Origin of the sequence: Pseudoalteromonas sp. A25 (assembly GCF_009176705.1) — a bacterium.
Taxonomy (GTDB): domain Bacteria; phylum Pseudomonadota; class Gammaproteobacteria; order Enterobacterales; family Alteromonadaceae; genus Pseudoalteromonas.
On the sequence record NZ_AP021846.1, the window covers coordinates 845878 to 864747 of the forward strand.

At 43.6% G+C, this 18870-nt stretch carries 8 protein-coding genes and 6 tRNA genes; 13 read left to right on the top strand and 1 reads right to left on the bottom strand.

Going from position 1 to position 18870, the window contains the following annotated elements; all coding sequences use genetic code 11:
* The first annotated feature begins 73 nt into the window (after positions 1-73).
* Entirely contained in the window at positions 74-256 is a 183-nt protein-coding gene (locus GDK41_RS03820; RefSeq protein WP_152085168.1) for a hypothetical protein, read from the top strand.
* Between the two features lie 57 nt (positions 257-313).
* Here GDK41_RS03820 and GDK41_RS03825 read toward each other — a convergent pair whose 3' ends face one another.
* Complete coding sequence (locus tag GDK41_RS03825) at positions 314-3100, bottom strand: ATP-binding protein (protein WP_152085169.1); 2787 nt, start codon at positions 3098-3100, stop codon at positions 314-316.
* Between the two features lie 434 nt (positions 3101-3534).
* Between GDK41_RS03825 and GDK41_RS03830 the strand changes: the two genes are divergently transcribed.
* From GDK41_RS03830 to GDK41_RS03885, 12 genes are all read left to right on the top strand, one after another.
* Positions 3535-3610, top strand: a tRNA-Phe gene (locus tag GDK41_RS03830).
* A gap of 11 nt (positions 3611-3621) precedes the next feature.
* A tRNA-Thr gene (locus tag GDK41_RS03835) sits at positions 3622-3697 on the top strand.
* A gap of 118 nt (positions 3698-3815) precedes the next feature.
* A tRNA-Phe gene (locus GDK41_RS03840) sits at positions 3816-3891 on the top strand.
* 11 nt (positions 3892-3902) lie between these two features.
* A tRNA-Thr gene (locus GDK41_RS03845) sits at positions 3903-3978 on the top strand.
* A gap of 25 nt (positions 3979-4003) precedes the next feature.
* Positions 4004-4079: transfer RNA gene (locus tag GDK41_RS03850), tRNA-Phe, on the top strand.
* A 51-nt stretch (positions 4080-4130) separates the two neighbouring features.
* Positions 4131-4206, top strand: a tRNA-Thr gene (locus tag GDK41_RS03855).
* Between the two features lie 338 nt (positions 4207-4544).
* Positions 4545-4901 carry a ribosome hibernation-promoting factor, HPF/YfiA family gene (hpf, locus tag GDK41_RS03860; RefSeq protein WP_152085170.1) on the top strand — a complete coding sequence of 119 codons (357 nt, stop codon included), beginning with the start codon at positions 4545-4547 and terminating at the stop codon, positions 4899-4901.
* Positions 4902-4998: 97 nt separating this feature from the next.
* On the top strand, positions 4999-5916 hold the full coding sequence (glsB, locus tag GDK41_RS03865) for a glutaminase B (protein WP_152085171.1): 918 nt from the start codon (positions 4999-5001) through the stop codon (positions 5914-5916).
* Between the two features lie 394 nt (positions 5917-6310).
* A complete protein-coding gene (locus GDK41_RS03870; RefSeq protein WP_152085172.1) occupies positions 6311-7558 on the top strand; it encodes a hypothetical protein in 1248 nt (415 codons plus the stop codon).
* Positions 7559-7567: 9 nt separating this feature from the next.
* Positions 7568-8470, top strand: coding sequence for a hypothetical protein (locus GDK41_RS03875; protein WP_152085173.1), 903 nt, complete (start codon positions 7568-7570; stop codon positions 8468-8470).
* 18 nt (positions 8471-8488) lie between these two features.
* Positions 8489-9148 (top strand): phage tail protein, encoded by a 660-nt coding sequence (locus GDK41_RS03880; RefSeq protein WP_152085174.1) that lies wholly within the window; start codon positions 8489-8491, stop codon positions 9146-9148.
* Between the two features lie 137 nt (positions 9149-9285).
* Positions 9286-18861 (top strand): beta strand repeat-containing protein, encoded by a 9576-nt coding sequence (locus tag GDK41_RS03885; RefSeq protein ID WP_152085175.1) that lies wholly within the window; start codon positions 9286-9288, stop codon positions 18859-18861.
* Positions 18862-18870 lie beyond the last annotated feature (9 nt).

Here is an 18870-nt window from a genome sequence, read left to right on the forward strand (position 1 = left end):
GCGTAAGCTGCGCTTTTTTTGTTGGGTTAAATCATGATATAACAGCGATGGCTTAGGAAGGATCGGTTACGCTATGAATATCATCGTTATTTTGCTTTCTCTCATTATTGCTTTAGTTATTTTGGTGCCACTACTTGAGCGCTATCAGCATCGTTTAGGGCTCGATAAAATGCAACGTTATGGTAAGTATGTATTGCCACTTATTATGGTGTCATTGGTGATAAAACTACTTTATATGCTTTGGTATGAAGGGTAGTGGCGAGAGATTAATCAAAGAGGTGCTCAAAGCTGGCACCTCTTTGATATTAAACTGTTAACCTTCTGATGCTGCCGACTCTAAGTATTTTTGAATAAACTCAGTCGCTTGTGTATATGCTTTGTCTAACTTGTTGCGAAGCGCAATGAGCTCATCAGAAGACAGTGTATTTGCCTTACACTGTGATTCGAACTCTATCGCTATCTCAGCCACTTGCTCAGCCCCTATGGTTTTAGAAATGGACTTAAGCTGGTGACATGATTCAATAATTACTGATTGCTCACAGGATATGACGGCACCATATATTTCGCGGGTGAGTTGGCTACTCTGCTCTAAGTACATTTTAAAGAATCGGCGCTGTTTGGCTTCGTCATGATTAACGTACTTGCTGAGTGTTTCAAGATCTATTGGCTGAGCTTCTTGCGATTGCTCTGCGTGTCCATCAACTTCAAATAGTTCGTCATCGTCTTGCTCGTCGCTGTCAGTCATTTCATCATTTGGCAGTGTTTTCAGGTATTTTTGTAACGTCTCTTCGAGTACGTTGAGTTCAACTGGTTTGGTTATATAGTCATTCATACCAGCACTGAGGCAGCGTTCTCGCTCTCCTTTTAATGCATTGGCTGTGACCGCGATAATGTATGGTTGCGCATTGATATCTTCGCTTTGCTCGGCAATATCGCGTATCTCTTTGACCATGTCATAACCAGACATTTTGGGCATGTGTAAGTCGGTTAAAATGACGGGGTAGTGGCCACCTTTCCAGATCTCTAGGCCTTGTTCACCATTTTCAGCGACTTCAACGCCATACCCCAACAAATGGAGCTGATCGGTAAGTACTTGCTGATTTAAAATGTTATCTTCAACGAGCAAGACTAATTTGTTTTCTTCTTTAGCTTGTTCAACGCTTAAATAATTATTTAAAGTGCGTGTTGGTTTTAACTGCTTAGGTTTGTGCAAGCCAGCAGCCACCAAAATAGCGGTCATAAAGCTCGTTTTACATAGTGGTGCAGCATTGAGATAAAAAATATTTTTATGGTTAATTGCGGCATCGTCCATGGTGCTCAACACAACGATTTGTTGATTATTGTTTTCTAATGAATACAGTAGAGCACGAAGCTGATCGTTGATTTTCTCCATACTATCTAAGCCATCGAGCACCCAAATAATTGAGCTTTTATATTGATATTCGTCGATATTAGCTGATGTGCTAAGTACAGAAACCTTGGCCCCCATAAAGGACAAATAACGCGAAACGGTTTTTTGTCTACTCGTGTCGTCTGTCAAAACAACGACTTCTTTTTGGTTTAACACCGCTTTATTTGCATATTTTACTTGGCCAGAGGTACTAAAAGGGAGCTCAACTACAAACTCGCTACCCATCCCGATATCACTAGTGACATTGATTGAGCCAAGCATCAGTTCAATCAGGCTCTTACATATCGATAAACCAAGCCCGGTGCCTCCAAACTCACGAGTGATAGACCCTTCGGCTTGTATAAAGGGATTGAAAATCTCACGCAATTGCGATTGGTTCATGCCTTTACCGTTGTCGACCACTTTGAAGCGTAAGGTATAGTGTTCAGATGTATTTTGTGCGACCTCTGCAGATATTTTTACATAGCCTTGCTTGGTTTCATCGGTGCTGGTGAATTTAATCGCGTTACTGCACAGGTTATATAACACTTGCCTGACCCTGACTGTATCGCCCACTAAATTTGTTGGGATATCCGGGGCGATAGAAAGCTGCAAATCTAGCTTTCTTTTTTTGGCAACCGATGACAACACTCGAGCAACTTCTTCAACCGTTTCTGTTACTGAAAATGGGCTGCTATCTATCTGTAACTTGCCTGCTTCAATTTTTGAAAAATCTAAAATATCATCGAGTATACCCAGCAACGAAAAAGCGGAGTCTCGTATTATTGTACTCAAGCGGTGTTGGGCACCATCTAACTCGGTTTGCCTTAGCAAATCTATAGTACCAATAACGCCGTTCATTGGTGTTCTAATTTCATGGCTCATTGTTGCTAAGAAAGTGGTTTTGGCTTCGCTGGCACGCTCTGCGTTGAGTGTCGCTTTTTCCAGTGCCAATGTACGTGCTTGCACTTCTGTTTCTAAGCTGGTTTGAAGCTGCTTAAGTTCTTTATGTACAGCTTGATCACTGTCAATTGCGGTTTGTATTTGTTCAAGCAAAAGGTTGATAAGCTTTGCGATATTATCAAGCCCTAAGCCTAGGTCGGCGCTAATGTGTGTACGATAGTCTTGGTTATCAATAATACGTTGCAGTTCATCTTGGATCTGCTGGTTATGTTTTATTAGGTCTCGGCCTATGCAGCGGTTACTAAACCAAGCCATAAAAATGGCCAAAAGTAGTGCCACAGCAAAAGCTAAATAGCTAAGCCACGATAATGTGGACGACTTTGCTTTTTGATATCGCAGCACCAGTTCACCAACTAGTTGCCCGTCCATGTATAAAGGTTGATGGGTTATTATTTGCTGTTTATCGTTAATGGTATCTAACCTTGATAAAGCTGGCACGTTGTTTGGTGATGATTGGTAGACAAGTGTGGGTTCGCTTACACCTGTATTACTATATAAGAAGTACTCAACATCATTTGAGGCATATTCGATGCTTTCTAGCATTTTTTTCGCATCATCAAAACTGGATTTGACCATCAAACTAGTGATAGGTGAAGAAATTTTAGCTGCCTGAATTTCAAGTTGGGGAATGGGTCTGTTTTCAGGTAATAAATAACTTGCAACGGCACAAATCGCACCCGTAAGAATTGCAGTGGCAATGATCAGTGGGGTTAACCCAGATATTTTTATTCGAGCAGAATTTTGCATTATTGATGTATTCCAGTTTATCTATTCAACGTTGAATAGAGACAAAGCTATTTAGCATCTCAATCCTAACACTCAATCCGGATAATTTCTCTACGTTTTTAGAGTCACACTAGTATAGCTATTGATGCGAGAGGTTAGCGCTAGATACCAACAGGGTGATGAAAAGTTCAACAAAAAAGCGTTATTTTGTCCACTCTGTCTGAAAACTGTGCAAACGAACATTGGTTTTAAAAAAAGGGTTGACTTAAAAGGGCAAAACCCGTTTAATACGCCGCACGCCCAGATAGCTAAGTAAGTAGAGCTGTTGGGGGGTAGCATTGAAAATCCTAGTTGTTTTTTAATGTGATATAAGGTTTGCCCAGATAGCTCAGTAAGTAGAGCTGTTAGGGATAGCATTGAAAATCCTAGTTGTTTTTTAATGTAACATAAGGTTTGCCCAGATAGCTCAGTCGGTAGAGCAGAGGATTGAAAATCCTCGTGTCGGTGGTTCGATTCCGCCTCTGGGCACCATTTTTAGGTGCGCCGACTTAGCTCAGTTGGTAGAGCAACTGACTTGTAATCAGTAGGTCATCCGTTCGACTCGGATAGTCGGCACCACTTCCTTGCTAGGAATTAAAATATAAGCAAAAATTGTGTGCTCAAATAATTTTATTTTTGTAAAATTATTTTGAGGGCAGAGAAAATACGTTTCGTGTTTTTCTAAAAATAAGTTTATGCCCAGATAGCTCAGTCGGTAGAGCAGAGGATTGAAAATCCTCGTGTCGGTGGTTCGATTCCGCCTCTGGGCACCATTTTTAGGTGCGCCGACTTAGCTCAGTTGGTAGAGCAACTGACTTGTAATCAGTAGGTCATCCGTTCGACTCGGATAGTCGGCACCACTCCTTTAAACTTATACTAAAATATGCCCAGATAGCTCAGTCGGTAGAGCAGAGGATTGAAAATCCTCGTGTCGGTGGTTCGATTCCGCCTCTGGGCACCATCCTTTTGATTACCAAAATCAATAAACCGAAAGGTTTTAAAAAATTAGTGTGCCGACTTAGCTCAGTTGGTAGAGCAACTGACTTGTAATCAGTAGGTCATCCGTTCGACTCGGATAGTCGGCACCATCTTTATCATTCTTAGTTTTTCCTATTCGGTCTAGCCATCACTTCATTAGCGGATTTTATATCTTTTGCTCAATTATGCTCCGTTTAGGGTGATTGAAGGTTGGTCTTTGAAAGATTTTTTTGTTTTGAGCTATTTGCTATTTTCACTGTCAGCTTCATCTTAATTAGACTTTTTATTCAAAACCTTATCGTGTATTTGCTTTTTTGAGCGTTCGTTCCTTTTTTGTGATCTAACTCATTGTTTTCAAATTTATGAAAATTATCTGACATTTTACCCTTGAGGTTTTAGCAAATGGCCTCAATACTGTAATTGAGGTAAACAAGAAAAGGATAAATATATGAAGATAAATCTTTCGGGCCACCATGTGGATATTACAGACGCAGTAAGAGCTCACGTTCAAGAAAAGTTTGCCAAAACAGCGACACACTTTCCGTCATTATTATCGCTGGACATTATAATTAGTAAAGATAACAAAAAATTTAACGCTGAAATTTCAACAACCTATTCAGGCGTGCGTATTGGAGTTAAAGGGGAAGGCGATGTAATGTACCCCGCTATTGCCAATGCAGCTAAAAAATTAGATGCCTCACTAAAACATAGAAAAGGCCAATTGAAAGCGAATTTACACGATAAGCCGGTAAGCACAACACCGGAAATTGCACACGAAATTATTCAAGAAATGGATTTACGCTAAGCAATCAGGCTTAGTTGTAACACATACAAAGGGCCTTAACAGGCCCTTTTTTTATGCTAGACTGGGCAACAATTTCAGTTGTTATAAAGTTGTTTTAATGCCTAATTATCAAACTGTTCTCGATGCCACTTTTACTCATGTACAACCTTTACTTAACAAAGGCAAAGTCGCTGATTATATCCCCGCATTAGCTGAGCAAGAGTTAGGACAGTTTGCGATGGCATTGCATACCAATGATGGGCAAACCTTCACAGCTGGTAATTGTAATGCTCGCTTCACGGTGCAATCGGTATCAAAAGTGATGACTTTAACCATGGCACTGCAGCGTTATGAAGATGAACTTTGGCAAAGAGTAGGTAAAGAACCGTCAGGAACTGCGTTTAATTCTCTTACCCAATTAGAGTTTGAAAATGGCATTCCTCGCAACCCATTTATCAACGCGGGGGCTATTGTTACTTGCGATGCGCTATTCTCTCGTTTGAGCGCACCAATCCATACCATGTTGGAGCAATACCGCAGTCAGTCAGGCAATGAAAAAGTGGTGATCAATAAGCGGGTTGCACAGTCGGAGTTTGAACACCGATACCGAAATGCGGCTATGGCCTACTTAATGAAATCATTTGGTAACTTCACCAATGATGTAGAAGAGGTGCTTTGGTCATATTTTAATTATTGCGCCATTGAGGTTAATTGTACTGAACTTGCGCGTACCTTTTCTTATCTATCAAACCACGGTTTTTGCTCGCAAAGCCAGCAGCAATTGCTCAGTGCCAAGCAAACTAAACAGCTAAACTCTCTACTCTTTACCAGTGGCTTATATGATGCAGCGGGTGATTTTGCTTACAGAGTGGGTATGCCCGGTAAGTCGGGCGTATCGGGTACGATAATAGCGGTGGTACCGGGCCAGTTTACGGTCGCTGTTTGGTCGCCGGGCTTAGACAAGTTTGGTAACTCTGTGGCGGGGATAGCAGCACTTGAATATGTTTCTGAACAACTAGGCACTGCTATTTTTTAGTCAGTTTGCTGTGGTTGTTTTTTGGCTGAGAGCAGCTATCACCTTCTATAAATGAATTAAATAATCTTACTTATGACCTATTAAGGAATGATTTATAAGTAAATTATCGCATTTGTAATGCGTTGTAATTGACTTTAATTAAACAATCAGGTCAAATTCAAACTAACTCAAAATTTCTGTTTTTTTCATACAATTCATAGTGTTAAAGCTATGTTAATTGTTTGGGTGCTGTCACGGTCTTTATTTAGAGTTTATGCACTATTTTCGCTGCGTGTAGTGAAGGGCTGGTTTACTGCCCGTTAGAGTAAACGAGGTGATGACAATAACTGCCCATAAATAGAGCTTATGAGTTTACAAAGAGGTTGGTATTTTTATTTGTTTAAGGTCTGAGAGCATGGCAAGCAACAGTAGAGAAACTCAAAGTTTAATGAGTAAAACACATGAGTTGAGTTCTATCGACCCCAGTCTTGCAAAATTATTAAATCAGTCATTGCGTGACCAGTTATCGCGACAATTAAAAGGTGACGCGTTTGCAAGCTCCGAAGTATTAATTAAGCATTGTTGTAAGCTGGTTGAGTGTTTGCTTGCTAAAACTCAAACGCATGAGCAGCTTGTTGAATGTTTTGCTGATTTTTCACAATCACTGATAGAGCTATACCAAAGTTTAGAACTCACCGAACAAGAAACCACGCACTCCTACGTTAACGCCACCGGTTTAGTGATGGCGGTTAAAGATGCTGTGTCGACGGTCAATGATATTTACCGTGTTAAAGCTTTTATTCGCGCGCTTAAGCACACATTAGATGATGCCGAGTCTCAAAGCTCACAGCCGCTACATCTTGTTTATCCAGCCTGCGGACCATTTGCACCACTCGTTTTGCCTTTGTTGTGCTACGTAAAAAAACACAATACTCATCAACGGCCCCTTAAAATCACCTTAATCGATATTCAACCTGGCGCTGAAAAGGTGCTTAAGCGTACCGTTGAGAGCTTGGGGCTAGACTTGCACAGTGTGGACGTGTTGTGCATGGATGTGATGGATTATAAGCCCAGCTTGCCAATCGATATTTTGGTGATTGAAGCGATGCAACATGGCTTGAGCAAAGAAGGGCATTTGAGCTTTATGCGCCACCTTACGCCATTTTTATCTGAAGATGCTTATTTGCTGCCAAAGGAAATTGTGGTTGAGGCGATGCTTGCCGTTCCGCAGCGTGAATTTGTTGAACAGTGGCAAGAGCAAGAGCGCAGCCATTCCAGTTTTATCAATGAGCAAATTGAAGCTGAGCGCATCAATCTAGGACCTATTTTTACGCTTAATTTAGACACGCTAAAACATATAACGACCATGCCACTTGGCAATGGTTTTGATTTGATTGAAGCCGGTCAAGTCACGATTCCACAAAATGTACACGATATGCCAAAACGTATTTTATTACTGAGCGCCAAACTGCATGTGGATGGGCAAGAGCAAGTTGCACAATATGACTCGGGGATCACCCATCCACTTGCTGATATGTCGGTATGTATTGATTTTAAACCACATGCTTCAGAGCCGGATGACTTATTGGTAAAAGGTGGCGATAAATTGAAGTTTTACTACAAGCTGTGCGGCATGCCGAGCTTTTTACCTACCATAGCATAAGGGAATTGCATGAAAAAAATAGTTTTAATTGCCTGCTCGGCATCGGCAACGCCTGCGATTGAATGCTTGGCGCAAATGAACGCCCTTGCGGGTGTATTGAGTGTACATTGCCCTGAATCGGTTGCTCAGCAACATATGGCCGTTGCGCAGCATTTTGGTGTGCCTCACGCTTTTCAAGGCAACTTGAATGGGGATGTATTGTCCTCGGCCAAGCAAAACTGGCAAGGTGATGAGTTTATTAGCTATCACTTGCCGTATGAACTGTTACGCAATGTACAAAGTGAGCAAAATGTGGTGCAAGTTCAAGTTGCACAATACAGTAACGCAACGGTTGAGCATGCCTTGTTTCAAACCATTCATAGCCAACAGTCTCATTGTGTTCTTAGCGCTGTAAGTATTAAGCATCAACAAGTTTTACTGAGTCACAGCGTGGTTGTGGAGAGTGAGGATACTGCGGGTACTTTACATAAAAAGCTGCTCACGCAGTTACCTAGTTTGTTACAGCAGCTTGTTAGTGAATTCGATAGCTTGTATGACACTCAGCCATTTGTGCAGTTTGCACCAGAAACTTTATCTTCACTGGACGAATCACACTTATTTGCCAACTTACAGACCGATAGCGCAGAGCGAATTATTAATTTAACCCGAGCGGCAAACCCATATTTTGGTGGTGCCCGCTTGCGCATCGGCAAAGCTGTTTGCCAATTAATGCAAGTCTCCTTACTTGATCAACCCACCTTTGGGGTGAAAGCCGGTACCGTGGTTGCGCTATCAAAATCAGACGGGTTAATCATAGCACTTAGCAACGAGCAGGCGCTGAAGCTTGATGTAGTAAGCAGTGCAGAGGGCATATTTGACGGTTATCGCTTTGCTATGCAAGCCAAACTGCAAGCAGGTATGAATTTAAAATAATAAAGAAGGAAGAAAAACATGAGTGCAGAACCAAAAATTGGTGATATCGAAATGGTGGGCTACCACTTTGTACCACGCGGTTATTTTCCGTGTACGGGGGCGCAAGTAAATATTGCTACTGAATCTACGTTGTTTTCTTTATTGAGTACAGCTTATGGCGGTGACGGTCGAGTAACTTTTGGTTTGCCCGACTTTCGTGGTCGTGCTGCGGTGGGTGATGGTTACGGACCAGGCTTAACGCCTAGAGTACAAGGTAACCTATATGGCGTTGAACATATCCATTTAGACGTTTCTCAGATGCCGTCACATACTCACTTGGCCGTAGCGGATGCACAAGCTACAACTGCAGTGGAAGGCTTTGCTGGTACTTTAACAGTGAATGCTAAAAACGGCTTGGGTGATACTGATAAAGCAGAAGGGGCTTATTGGGCAACAGGTGAAGTTGTAAATGGTTTAGCTAAAACACCAATCAGTAAAGCTTATTCAACTACCTCTGATGTGAAAATGGCGCAAGATGCTGCGGAAATATCTGGGACTTTTCATGGCGTACGAACTGCTGTGGAAGTGGACGTGAGATTGGAAGATACAGGTGGAACAATGCCTATTTTTAATTGTCAACCGAGCTCAGTCACAAAGTTTGTAATTGCCAATATAGGGCTTTACCCAACACGTAGTTAATGTTTTTTGGCGCTTAATTCTGAGCGCCTTCTTTATTTTTTGATTTTTGAGGAAATCTATATGTATCTCAGCTGGATGAAGGTGGGCTCTTTTGAGCTCGGCTTGATTGAACATATGCATGAAAAAGGAGGTTTTCAATGAACGTTAAACAAATGTTTAATGTGTTAAGTGCCTTGATTTTTGCGTCAATCTTTCTTGTTGGTAAGGCCTACGCTGCGCAAACAATTAGTTTTGATAATATAGGTGAAACCGACTCCGGCGGCACTGGATTTAGAACCGTGACGGGTCATAGCGGTTATTTAGTACCCAACAGTTTAATAGATTATGGTATTAAAAGCATTAACCCTTATATTGCGGGGTCACCACAAACTTTTATATTTAAAGCCGACGGCAACAATGTTACACACTTTGATGTCACCGATATTAAAATACATGCTTATGGTTCAATACTAGTCGAACTGACTAAAGCTACTCAAGTCGTTTTTAAAAATGCCAATGGTGATACGCTTTCAACGCTTAAATTGTCGGATAAAACTCGGCTTTCAAACAGTACTTCGGCTGGTTTAGCTGACCTTTTTGGCTCTTTCGATCCAGTTGCTGGCGTCTCTTCTATTGAATTTACAGTATTCGAGTCCGGTCAAGGGAATTTGATTTATAACGTCTCATTCCTCAGTTTGGTTGTTGACAATGTCAATGCGCAATTAAACTCAGCACCCACAGTATCTGGCGCACCATCAGATATTAGTGTGTTAGAAGATACCACAACTAACCTTAATCTATCAGCGGTTGAATTTGCTGACGCTGAAAGCGATGCGCTCACCGTGACTTTAACTGTCAATAACGGCACATTTGAAAGCTTATCGAGCGCTGGTACGTTAACTAGCCGCGCACTTTCGAGCGATAAAAAAATGATCACCCTCGTTGGCAGTGCTGCGAATATTAACGCCTTTTTAGATACCGCAAGCAATATCACTTATAAATCAGCAGCCGATGCCAGTGGTGACAACCAAGCGCTGATCACCATAACCGCCAACGATGGTACTAATAACTTGGCGAGCAACCCAACGGTTAACCTTGATATTACCGAAGTGAATGACGCGCCAACGCTGAGCTTGGGTAGCAATATTTCAACTGGTGGAGACGCAGCAGCGGGTAATCAGCAAGTGGTTGCTAATTTTGCGTCAATGAGCAGCGATGGTGATGCGAACGCAGTACAATCGGTCAGTAGTTACCTGGTGAGTGAACAAAGTGACGCCAATAATGTGGTGTCAAATATATCAATTAACACAAGTGGGCAATTATCTTATACACCAGCTGTGAATGTGAGTGGCACTGCCACTATCGCGGTGCAAGTACAAGATAATGGTGGTACGGCCAACGGTGGGGTGGATACCTCTGCTGCAAAAACCTTTACCATCACGGTTGATACGGTTAAGCCGACGGTAAGCTCGGTGACTACCTCACCTAATGCAAGCTATAAAGCCAATGACAACATAGATTTTGTGGTCAATGTATCGGAAGCGTTGGACGTAATCACAACCTCCGGTACCCCGCGTATCGCCCTAAAAGTGGGGAGCACAACAAGGTATGCAAGTTACCATAGTAGTAACAGCAGCAAAACGGCCCTAACATTTAGATACACAGTACAGGCTGGCGATAATGATACAGATGGCCTAGAGCTGGGCAGCGTGGTGGATACCAATAGTGGTACTATCCAAGATGCGTCGGGCAATAGTTTAAATGTATCGCTCGCCAATGTGGCTGATTTAACAGGGATACGTGTTGATACCACGCAACCTAAAGTGTCTTCGCTGACGCCACCGAGCAATAAAACCTATATATTGGGTGAAACGCTTGATTTTACCGCACAGTTATCTGAGGCGGTGACGCTCAATACTTCTGCTGGTAAGCCTCAGTTAAACCTAACCATTGGTAGCAAAACGGTTGCACTCGATACCAGCACAACCACATCGCCTACTAGCCAATTACAGTTCTCTTATACTGTGGTGCAAGGCGATGAAGATTTAGATGGGATCAGAATCACCAGTTTTGCGCTGAACAACGCAACTCTGAACGATACGGCAGGCAATACCTTTGATACCACGCTAAGTAGCGTTAATACTGACAACGTACTGGTTGATACCATTGCCCCTACGGTTTCGAGTGTTTCTTCCTCAAAAGCTGATGGCACTTATAAAGTGGGTGATGAAATTGCGATTCAGGTGACGTTTTCTGAAAATATCGCTGTAACTGGCACGCCTACTTTAACGCTTGAAACCGGTGATGTTGATAGAGTTGTAAACTTCACGTCGGTATCTGATTCAGTTGTTACCTTTAACTACACCGTGCAAACGGGTGATGTCAGCAGCGACCTTGCTTATATTTCAACGACTGCGCTGAGTCTGAACGGTGGCACAATTAAAGATGCGGCAGGAAATGAAGCAACACTGACACTAGCAACACCGAGTGCGGCTAACTCGCTCTCAGCCAATAAGGCGTTAGTGATTGATGGTGTAGCACCCAGCATTGATACTGCGGGTTCTTCTACCGCCAATAGTGGTTTTGGTGTATCTGCAAGTGGCGGTTTAACGCTTAAATTCTCTGAAGCGATGAAACTAGGTAGCGGCACCATTACGTTGGTTGATAGTAATGGCAATGTGATTGAAACCTTCACCATCAATGGTAACACTGTGACTGGCAGCAATGGTGGAACGGTGAGTCTGTCTAACAATAACGACACCCTAACCATTAACCCAGGTGCTAATTTATCTGCGGGCGTGAGCTATGCCGTACGTATGGACTCAGGCTTTTTAACGGATCAAAACGGCAATGCGTTTGCAGGTTTTAGTGATGACTCTAGCTTTGCCATTACGGTTGCGCCGAATGTTGAGTTGAGTGTTGATAACACAACAATTAGCGAAAAAGGCGGTATTGCTACTGTGACGCTTGCACTGAAAGATGCGGCTGGTAATGCCGTAACTGCAACTAATGCAGTGACGGTGAGTATCGATATTACAGGCACTGCGACAGGCTCAGGTACTGACTACAGTGTATCTGACAACATCAGCAACAGCGTCACAATTGCTGCGGGTACGACTTCAAAGACATTTACAGTAACCGCCGTTGACGACAGCGTTATTGATGACAACGAAACTGTGATCATCGATATTTCAGCAGTTACAACCAATAACGCCGTTGAGTCTGGTACACAAACGGTGACTATTACGTTGGATGAAAACGACGCGCCCGCGTTTGCTAGCCTTGATGGCACGCCGACGTTTACTGAAAATGGCTCAGCAGTGGTGTTGGATGCCAATGCAACGGTGTCGGATACAGAACTGGATGCACTTAATAGCAACAATGGTAACTATGATGGTGCGAGCGTTACCATTGTCCGAGCTGGTGGTGCTAACGGCAGCGATGTGTTTGCCAATACCGGCTCGTTAGGGGTGTTAGTTGAAGGCCAAAATTTTGAGTACAGCAGTGTGGCTGTGGGTACGGTTACCACTAATAGTGCGGGTACCTTGAAGTTGACTTTTAACAGTAGCGCCACAACGTCAATCGTTGCAAGTGTGCTGCAAAGCATCACCTACTCAAATAGCTCAGAAGCGCCAGGCACATCGGCAACGCTTGCATGGACATTTAGCGATGGTCTAGCAAGTAGTAAGGGCACAAACCAAACTGTTGTTAGCATTACTGAAGTAAACGATGCTCCGACATTAGATGATACACAAACGCCTGTATTCACAACCATTTTAGAAGATGTTACGGATGCGAATAACGCAGGCGTTGACATTGCGAGTTTGGTTGTTGATAACTCAATTGGTGATCTGGATGGCAGTGCCGTTGAAGCGATTGCGGTTATTGGTATTGATAACAGCAACGGCATGTGGCAATACAGCACGGATAACGGCAGCAACTGGAGTGACTTTAGTACGACATCAAGCCAAAGTGTTGACCTTACAAGTGCAGCGCGTCTACTCGATGGCACACTGACCACAACGAGCACGCATAAAGTGCGCTTTGTGCCAGGCGCTAATTACAATGGCTCTGCTACGATGACGTTTGTGGCATGGGATAAGTCGACGGGCACCGCTGGTGATGTGGCAGATGTAACAGCAAAAGGTGGTATATCGGCTTTCTCAAACAGATCAGATACAGCTGCTATTACTATTACAGCCGTAAATGATGCTCCATTAGTGGCAATCAACACAGGTATTACGCTTCTTGAAGGTGGCACTACCACCATCACTAAAACCCGCCTTAATGAAGGGGATGTGGACGACTCGGGCGCAGGCCTAACTTACACGCTAACAACGGCACCGAATAACGGCACTTTGTTTGTAGATACAGATATTGACGGTACGCTTGATACGGGTGAAGCGCTCAATATTAATAGTACCTTTACGCAACAAGATATCGATGCAAGCAGGTTGAAGTATAGCCACAACAGTAGTGATACTACATCTGATAGCTTTGTGTTTACGCTAGCTGATGGTGGTGAAGATAATGTAACGCCACTGACAGGCCAAACCTTCAACTTTACAGTGACGCCAGTGAATGATGCTATCTCAATAACAACACCTCCAACAGATGTGACTGTGACAGAAGATGCCAGCTCAAACCTTGATTTGTCTGCTTTAACACTGATTGATTCAGACAGTACTAATGTGACAATTACGATTACGGTTAACAATGGTAAATTTGGTACGCCAGCAGATGGTGCTGGGCAAGGTGTGACGGCAAGTTTGTCGCAAGATGGCAGAACTATTACGTTAACAGGTTCACCTACAGCGATTGATACCTACCTTAATACGGTATCAAACCTAACTTACTTGGGGGTTGCTAATAGTCAAGGTGATAACCAAGCAACCATTATCATAACAGGTAATGACAACAATGGTTCAGGCTCTGTTGAGCTAGCAACGGTAAATGTTGATATTAGCGATGTGAACGATGCGCCAGTTATTAACAATCTCAACGGCGAGCAGTTTGATTATAATGCCTCCGCACAAAACTTTGTGATTGTGAATCAAAATAGTGCTGTGACCGTAACAGACATTGATACCGATACGTTTAATGGGGGCGTGTTGACGGTGTCGATTGCCAGCGGTGCACAAGCGGCTGAAGATGTGCTGGCGATTGATGACAGCAGCACAGAGATATCTTTGAATAATGGTCAGGTTGAGTTTAATCAAACGAACGTGGGCAGCTATACCGGCGGCAGTAACGGTAATGACCTTGTTATTACGTTCAACAATAATGCGACTAATGCCACCGTTGCTGCGATTCTCAATGCCATTGAATATGATAATAGCCAAGATTCTACAGGCACAGCAGGTAACCGGGTGGTACGCTTTATTCTCACAGATGGAGAGGGTGGAACGTCGGCCAGTGCGGATGTTTCAATTAACTTAACCGTGAATATAGCTCCAACGCTTAGTATGGCTCGCTCGCTTACATTTACCGAAAACGCTGCTGCGACAGTCGTAGATGCGCAAGCAACGGCAAATGACCCTGATGGTGATACTAACTGGCAAGGTAGTGGTGCGAAACTTGTGGCATTTATTTCTGCCAATGGGTTAGCAGAAGATAGCCTAAGTATTGATACAAGCGGTGACTTTAGCATTAGCAATGGTCAGTTGAGCTATCAAAATACGGTGGTAGGTAACATTAGTGACACCAGCGGTGTTGATAATGATGGGGTTGTAACTGGTGGTGATAGCCTTACGGTGTTACTAACGGCCAGCACAAACTCTATCACACAAGCGCTAGTGCGTGCTTTAAGCTATGCAAATAGCTCTGAAAACCCAGCTGTTTCAGCAAGAGAATTAACGGTACAACTTACTGATAGCTTAGCTGGTGCGGTATCTACAAAAATGGCAATTAATGTGATTGCTGTGAATGACGCACCAACAATTACAGGTACACCAACTAGATTTGTTGCGCAAGATCAACCCTACCGTTTTACGCCAACGGGGAGTGATATAGATTCAGCTGCACTTACTTACAGTGTGCAGAATTTGCCGGCATGGTTAAGCTTTAACACCACAACGGGCTTACTCAGCGGGACTCCTAGTAATAACAATGTTGGGGTATTTAACAATGTGATTATATCTGTTTCAGATGGCGAGTTGAGTACGTCATTGGATAGGTTCGATATTACAGTCACAAACGTCAACGATGCACCCGTTATTACAGGAACGCCAGCTACGACGGCTAATGAACGGCAACCTTATAGCTTTACACCGACTGCTGCGGATATAGACGGAGATCTGCTGAGCTTTAGCATTGCTAACAAACCGACATGGGCAAGCTTTAATACCGCCACAGGCACATTGTCGGGAACACCTGTACAAAACGATGTAGGCACAACGGCTGATATTGTTATCTCGGTATCGGATAGTCAGTTACAAGCAAGTTTGCCTCCATTCTCGCTACAAGTGAATAACGTGAATGATGCGCCTACTATTTCGGGTCAGCCGCTAACCTCTGTAGTTGAGGGAGATAGCTACAGCTTTACCCCAGAAGCGCAAGATATTGATAGTGCAACCCTTGTTTACAATATTATAAACAAGCCAGTATGGGCATCGTTTAATGCGCAAACGGGTGAGCTATCTGGTACTCCATCATCAGACGATATAGGTGTTACTACAAATATTACTATTAGCGTGTCTGATGGTGAGCTATCAGCTTCATTAAAGCCGTTTTCCCTTCGAGTAAGTGTGCGTAACACTGCACCAAAGGCGAGTGCACAAACGGTGCTAGTGGAAGAAGATGCAAGCGCTAACATTAAAGCGAAAGTAACAGATGAGCAGGGTGATAAGTTAACATTAATGGTACAAAACCAGCCTCAACGAGGCATGCTACGTGTCATTGATGGTGGTTGGATATATACGCCAAATGCCAACTTTAATGGCCAAGATAGCTTTGCTTATGTTGCTAGTGATGGAGAGTTAGTGTCAGAGTTGGCAACGGTTACAGTAACCGTTACACCGGTTAATGATGCGCCTTTAGCGATGGATGATCTTATTACCTTAACTGAAACTGCGAACGATACTTATGAGCTTGCAGTGCTTGGCAACGATGCAGATATCGACAATGATACGCTGCGCATTGAGGGAGTAACGGCAAGCATTGGTAACGCGTTCTCAACGGGCTCAACCATTAGTTATAAAGCGCCTGCTGACTTTATTGGTCCAGTGTCGTTGTCTTATTCAGTAACAGACGGAAATAAAGGTCGTGATAACGCAAAGGTAAGCTTAGTCATTGAAGGTAACCGTAATACACAAGCACCCACATTGACCGTACCAGACGAATTAACTGTCAATGCAACAGGGTTGTTTACCAAAGTTAACTTAGGTGTTGCCTCAGCAAGCGATGCACAAGGTAATGTATTGCCAGTGTCGCTAGTTGATTCGCGCACCGTTTTTGCACCGGGTAAGCACAATGTATATTGGCAAACTCAAGACAGTGCTGGCCTTGAAAGCATTGCACAGCAAACGCTTAACGTGAAACCTTTGGTGTCATTAAGTAAAGATCAAGTGGTATCTGAAGGAGTAACCGTCACAATCCAAGTACTGCTTAATGGGCCTTCACCAACTTATCCATTAGAGATCAGCTATACAATTGGTGGAACTGCATCTGCTGATGACCATACGGCACAAAGTGGTTCTGTGACTATCAACAGCGGTACGCAGGCGCAAATTAGCTTTGATACATTGGTGGATGAGCTTGCAGAGCCAGAAGAAACGGTTGTTGTTACCTTGGCTTCAGATCTTAACCTAGGCAGCCAGCAACAAACGGTGATCCGTATTCGTGAAAGCAACATAGCTCCAACAGTAAGTTTGAGTGCCCAGCAGCAAGGTGAGGCACGCATGACGGTAAGCCAAGATGATGGGGTTGTGACGATTAATGCTACTGCGAAAGATGTGAACTTAGCGGATCAACTGACAGTGAGCTGGTTATCAGATTTGGCTAATATTAGTAGCGATCAAAGTAGCTTTATGTTTGACCCAACTGCCACCTCGTTGGGTGTGCATGCGGTTAAAGCGATTGTAACTGATAGTGGTATGCCTGCGCTGAGTGCAACAGAGACAGTCTATATTGAAGTTATCGAGCAACTTGCTGCTTTGAGTGATGTTGATACGGATGGTGACTTAATACCTGACAGTGAAGAAGGCTACAAAGATAGCGATGGTGATGGTATTGCCGATTACTTAGATGCGATTGATGAATGTAACGTCGTACCTGCTCAGGTAAGTAACCAAGCAGCATTTTTAGCTGAAGGCGACCCAGGGGTATGTCTGCGTCGCGGTGCTGTCGCTGCGCTCAGCAACACTGGTGGCTTAAAGCTAGAATCTGACGAGCAACAAGGTATTGTGCGTGATCCCCAAGCCAAAAACATTGGTGGTATTTTTGACTACATAGCCTATGGTCTTCCTGAACAAGGGCAAAACTATAATTTAGTTTTACCTCAGCAGTTGCCTATACCTGCGAATGCGGTTTATCGAAAATATACGCAGGCCAAAGGGTGGAGTGAGTTTGTTGAAGATGAAAATAACCAAGTGTTCAGTACAGCAGGGGAGTTGGGTTATTGTCCTCCACCGGGCGACGCACAATGGCAACCGGGTTTAACTGAAGGTTATTGGTGTGTGCAGCTTGTAGTACAAGATGGCGGACCAAATGATGCGGATGGTGAGGCTAACGGCACTGTGGTTGACCCAAGTGGTGTGGCCGTGTATCTCAATGACAATACGCAGCCTGTTGCAAACGAAGACAGTGCTAACTTACCTTGGAATAGCAGCATAGAAATAGATGTGCTTGCCAATGACAATGATGCGGACAATGACAGCCTAGCGCTATCCCAAGCGTCAGCGCAGTTTGGTGTGGTTAAGATCACAGCGCAGCAGACACTGAAATATACTGCGGCTGACAACTTTGTTGGCGCTGATGTGATCACTTATAGCATAACAGACGGTCAAGGTGGTACAGCACACAGCCAAGTTTTGGTTGAAGTAGTTGGTAACCGAGCGCCTGTAGTGCAAGGTGAGCAAACAACGACACTTCATCATAAACAAGTTGAAATTGATGTGTTGGCGAATGATAGCGACCCCGATGGTGATAAATTAACGGTAACCATGGCAAACGCTGACAACGGCGCAGTGACCATTTTGGGCGGTGATAAACTCACTTACTTACCTAACGTAGGTTTTGCTGGAGTTGACACAGTGCGTTATGTGGTGAGCGATGAGCAGGGGGCATCAAGTAATGGTTCGGTGCAGGTACTAGTAACTGAAAACCGCTTACCAGTAACACAGCCGGATGTTGTGCAGGTTGATTCAGGTGCAACTATTAATATTGATGTTCTTGCTAATGATAGTGATGCGGATGGTGATACTTTGAGTGTAGTTGAAGTGTCAGCAATACAGGGAAGCGTAAGTATTCAACAGGGAGGGGTGTTGGTATACACCGCTAAAACTGAATTTACAGGCGGTGACACAATTAGCTACATGGTTAGCGATGGTTATGGCGAGCCAGTTGCCGGAACTGTAAGTGTGACTGTAAACGCCCCAAGCAGCAACCAAGGTGGCGATAATGATCAAGGAGGAAGCGACCAAGGCGCAAATTATCACAGCAAGTCATCTGGTGGGGGACTCTTGTGGTTGTATGTTTTCATGCTTGTTGCTGCAATTAAAAGGCGCACGCGCTAAAAGCATATT

What these genes read in the sequence shown, in the direction of transcription:
- GDK41_RS03885 (WP_152085175.1), top strand. Translation starts at nt 9,286, where the DNA reads ATGAACGTTAAACAAATGTTTAATGTGTTAAGTGCCTTGATTTTTGCG.
- hpf (WP_152085170.1), top strand. Translation starts at nt 4,545, where the DNA reads ATGAAGATAAATCTTTCGGGCCACCATGTGGATATTACAGACGCAGTA.
- glsB (WP_152085171.1), top strand. Translation starts at nt 4,999, where the DNA reads ATGCCTAATTATCAAACTGTTCTCGATGCCACTTTTACTCATGTACAA.
- GDK41_RS03870 (WP_152085172.1), top strand. Translation starts at nt 6,311, where the DNA reads ATGGCAAGCAACAGTAGAGAAACTCAAAGTTTAATGAGTAAAACACAT.
- GDK41_RS03880 (WP_152085174.1), top strand. Translation starts at nt 8,489, where the DNA reads ATGAGTGCAGAACCAAAAATTGGTGATATCGAAATGGTGGGCTACCAC.
- GDK41_RS03875 (WP_152085173.1), top strand. Translation starts at nt 7,568, where the DNA reads ATGAAAAAAATAGTTTTAATTGCCTGCTCGGCATCGGCAACGCCTGCG.
- GDK41_RS03820 (WP_152085168.1), top strand. Translation starts at nt 74, where the DNA reads ATGAATATCATCGTTATTTTGCTTTCTCTCATTATTGCTTTAGTTATT.
- GDK41_RS03825 (WP_152085169.1), bottom strand. Translation starts at nt 3,100, where the DNA reads ATGCAAAATTCTGCTCGAATAAAAATATCTGGGTTAACCCCACTGATC.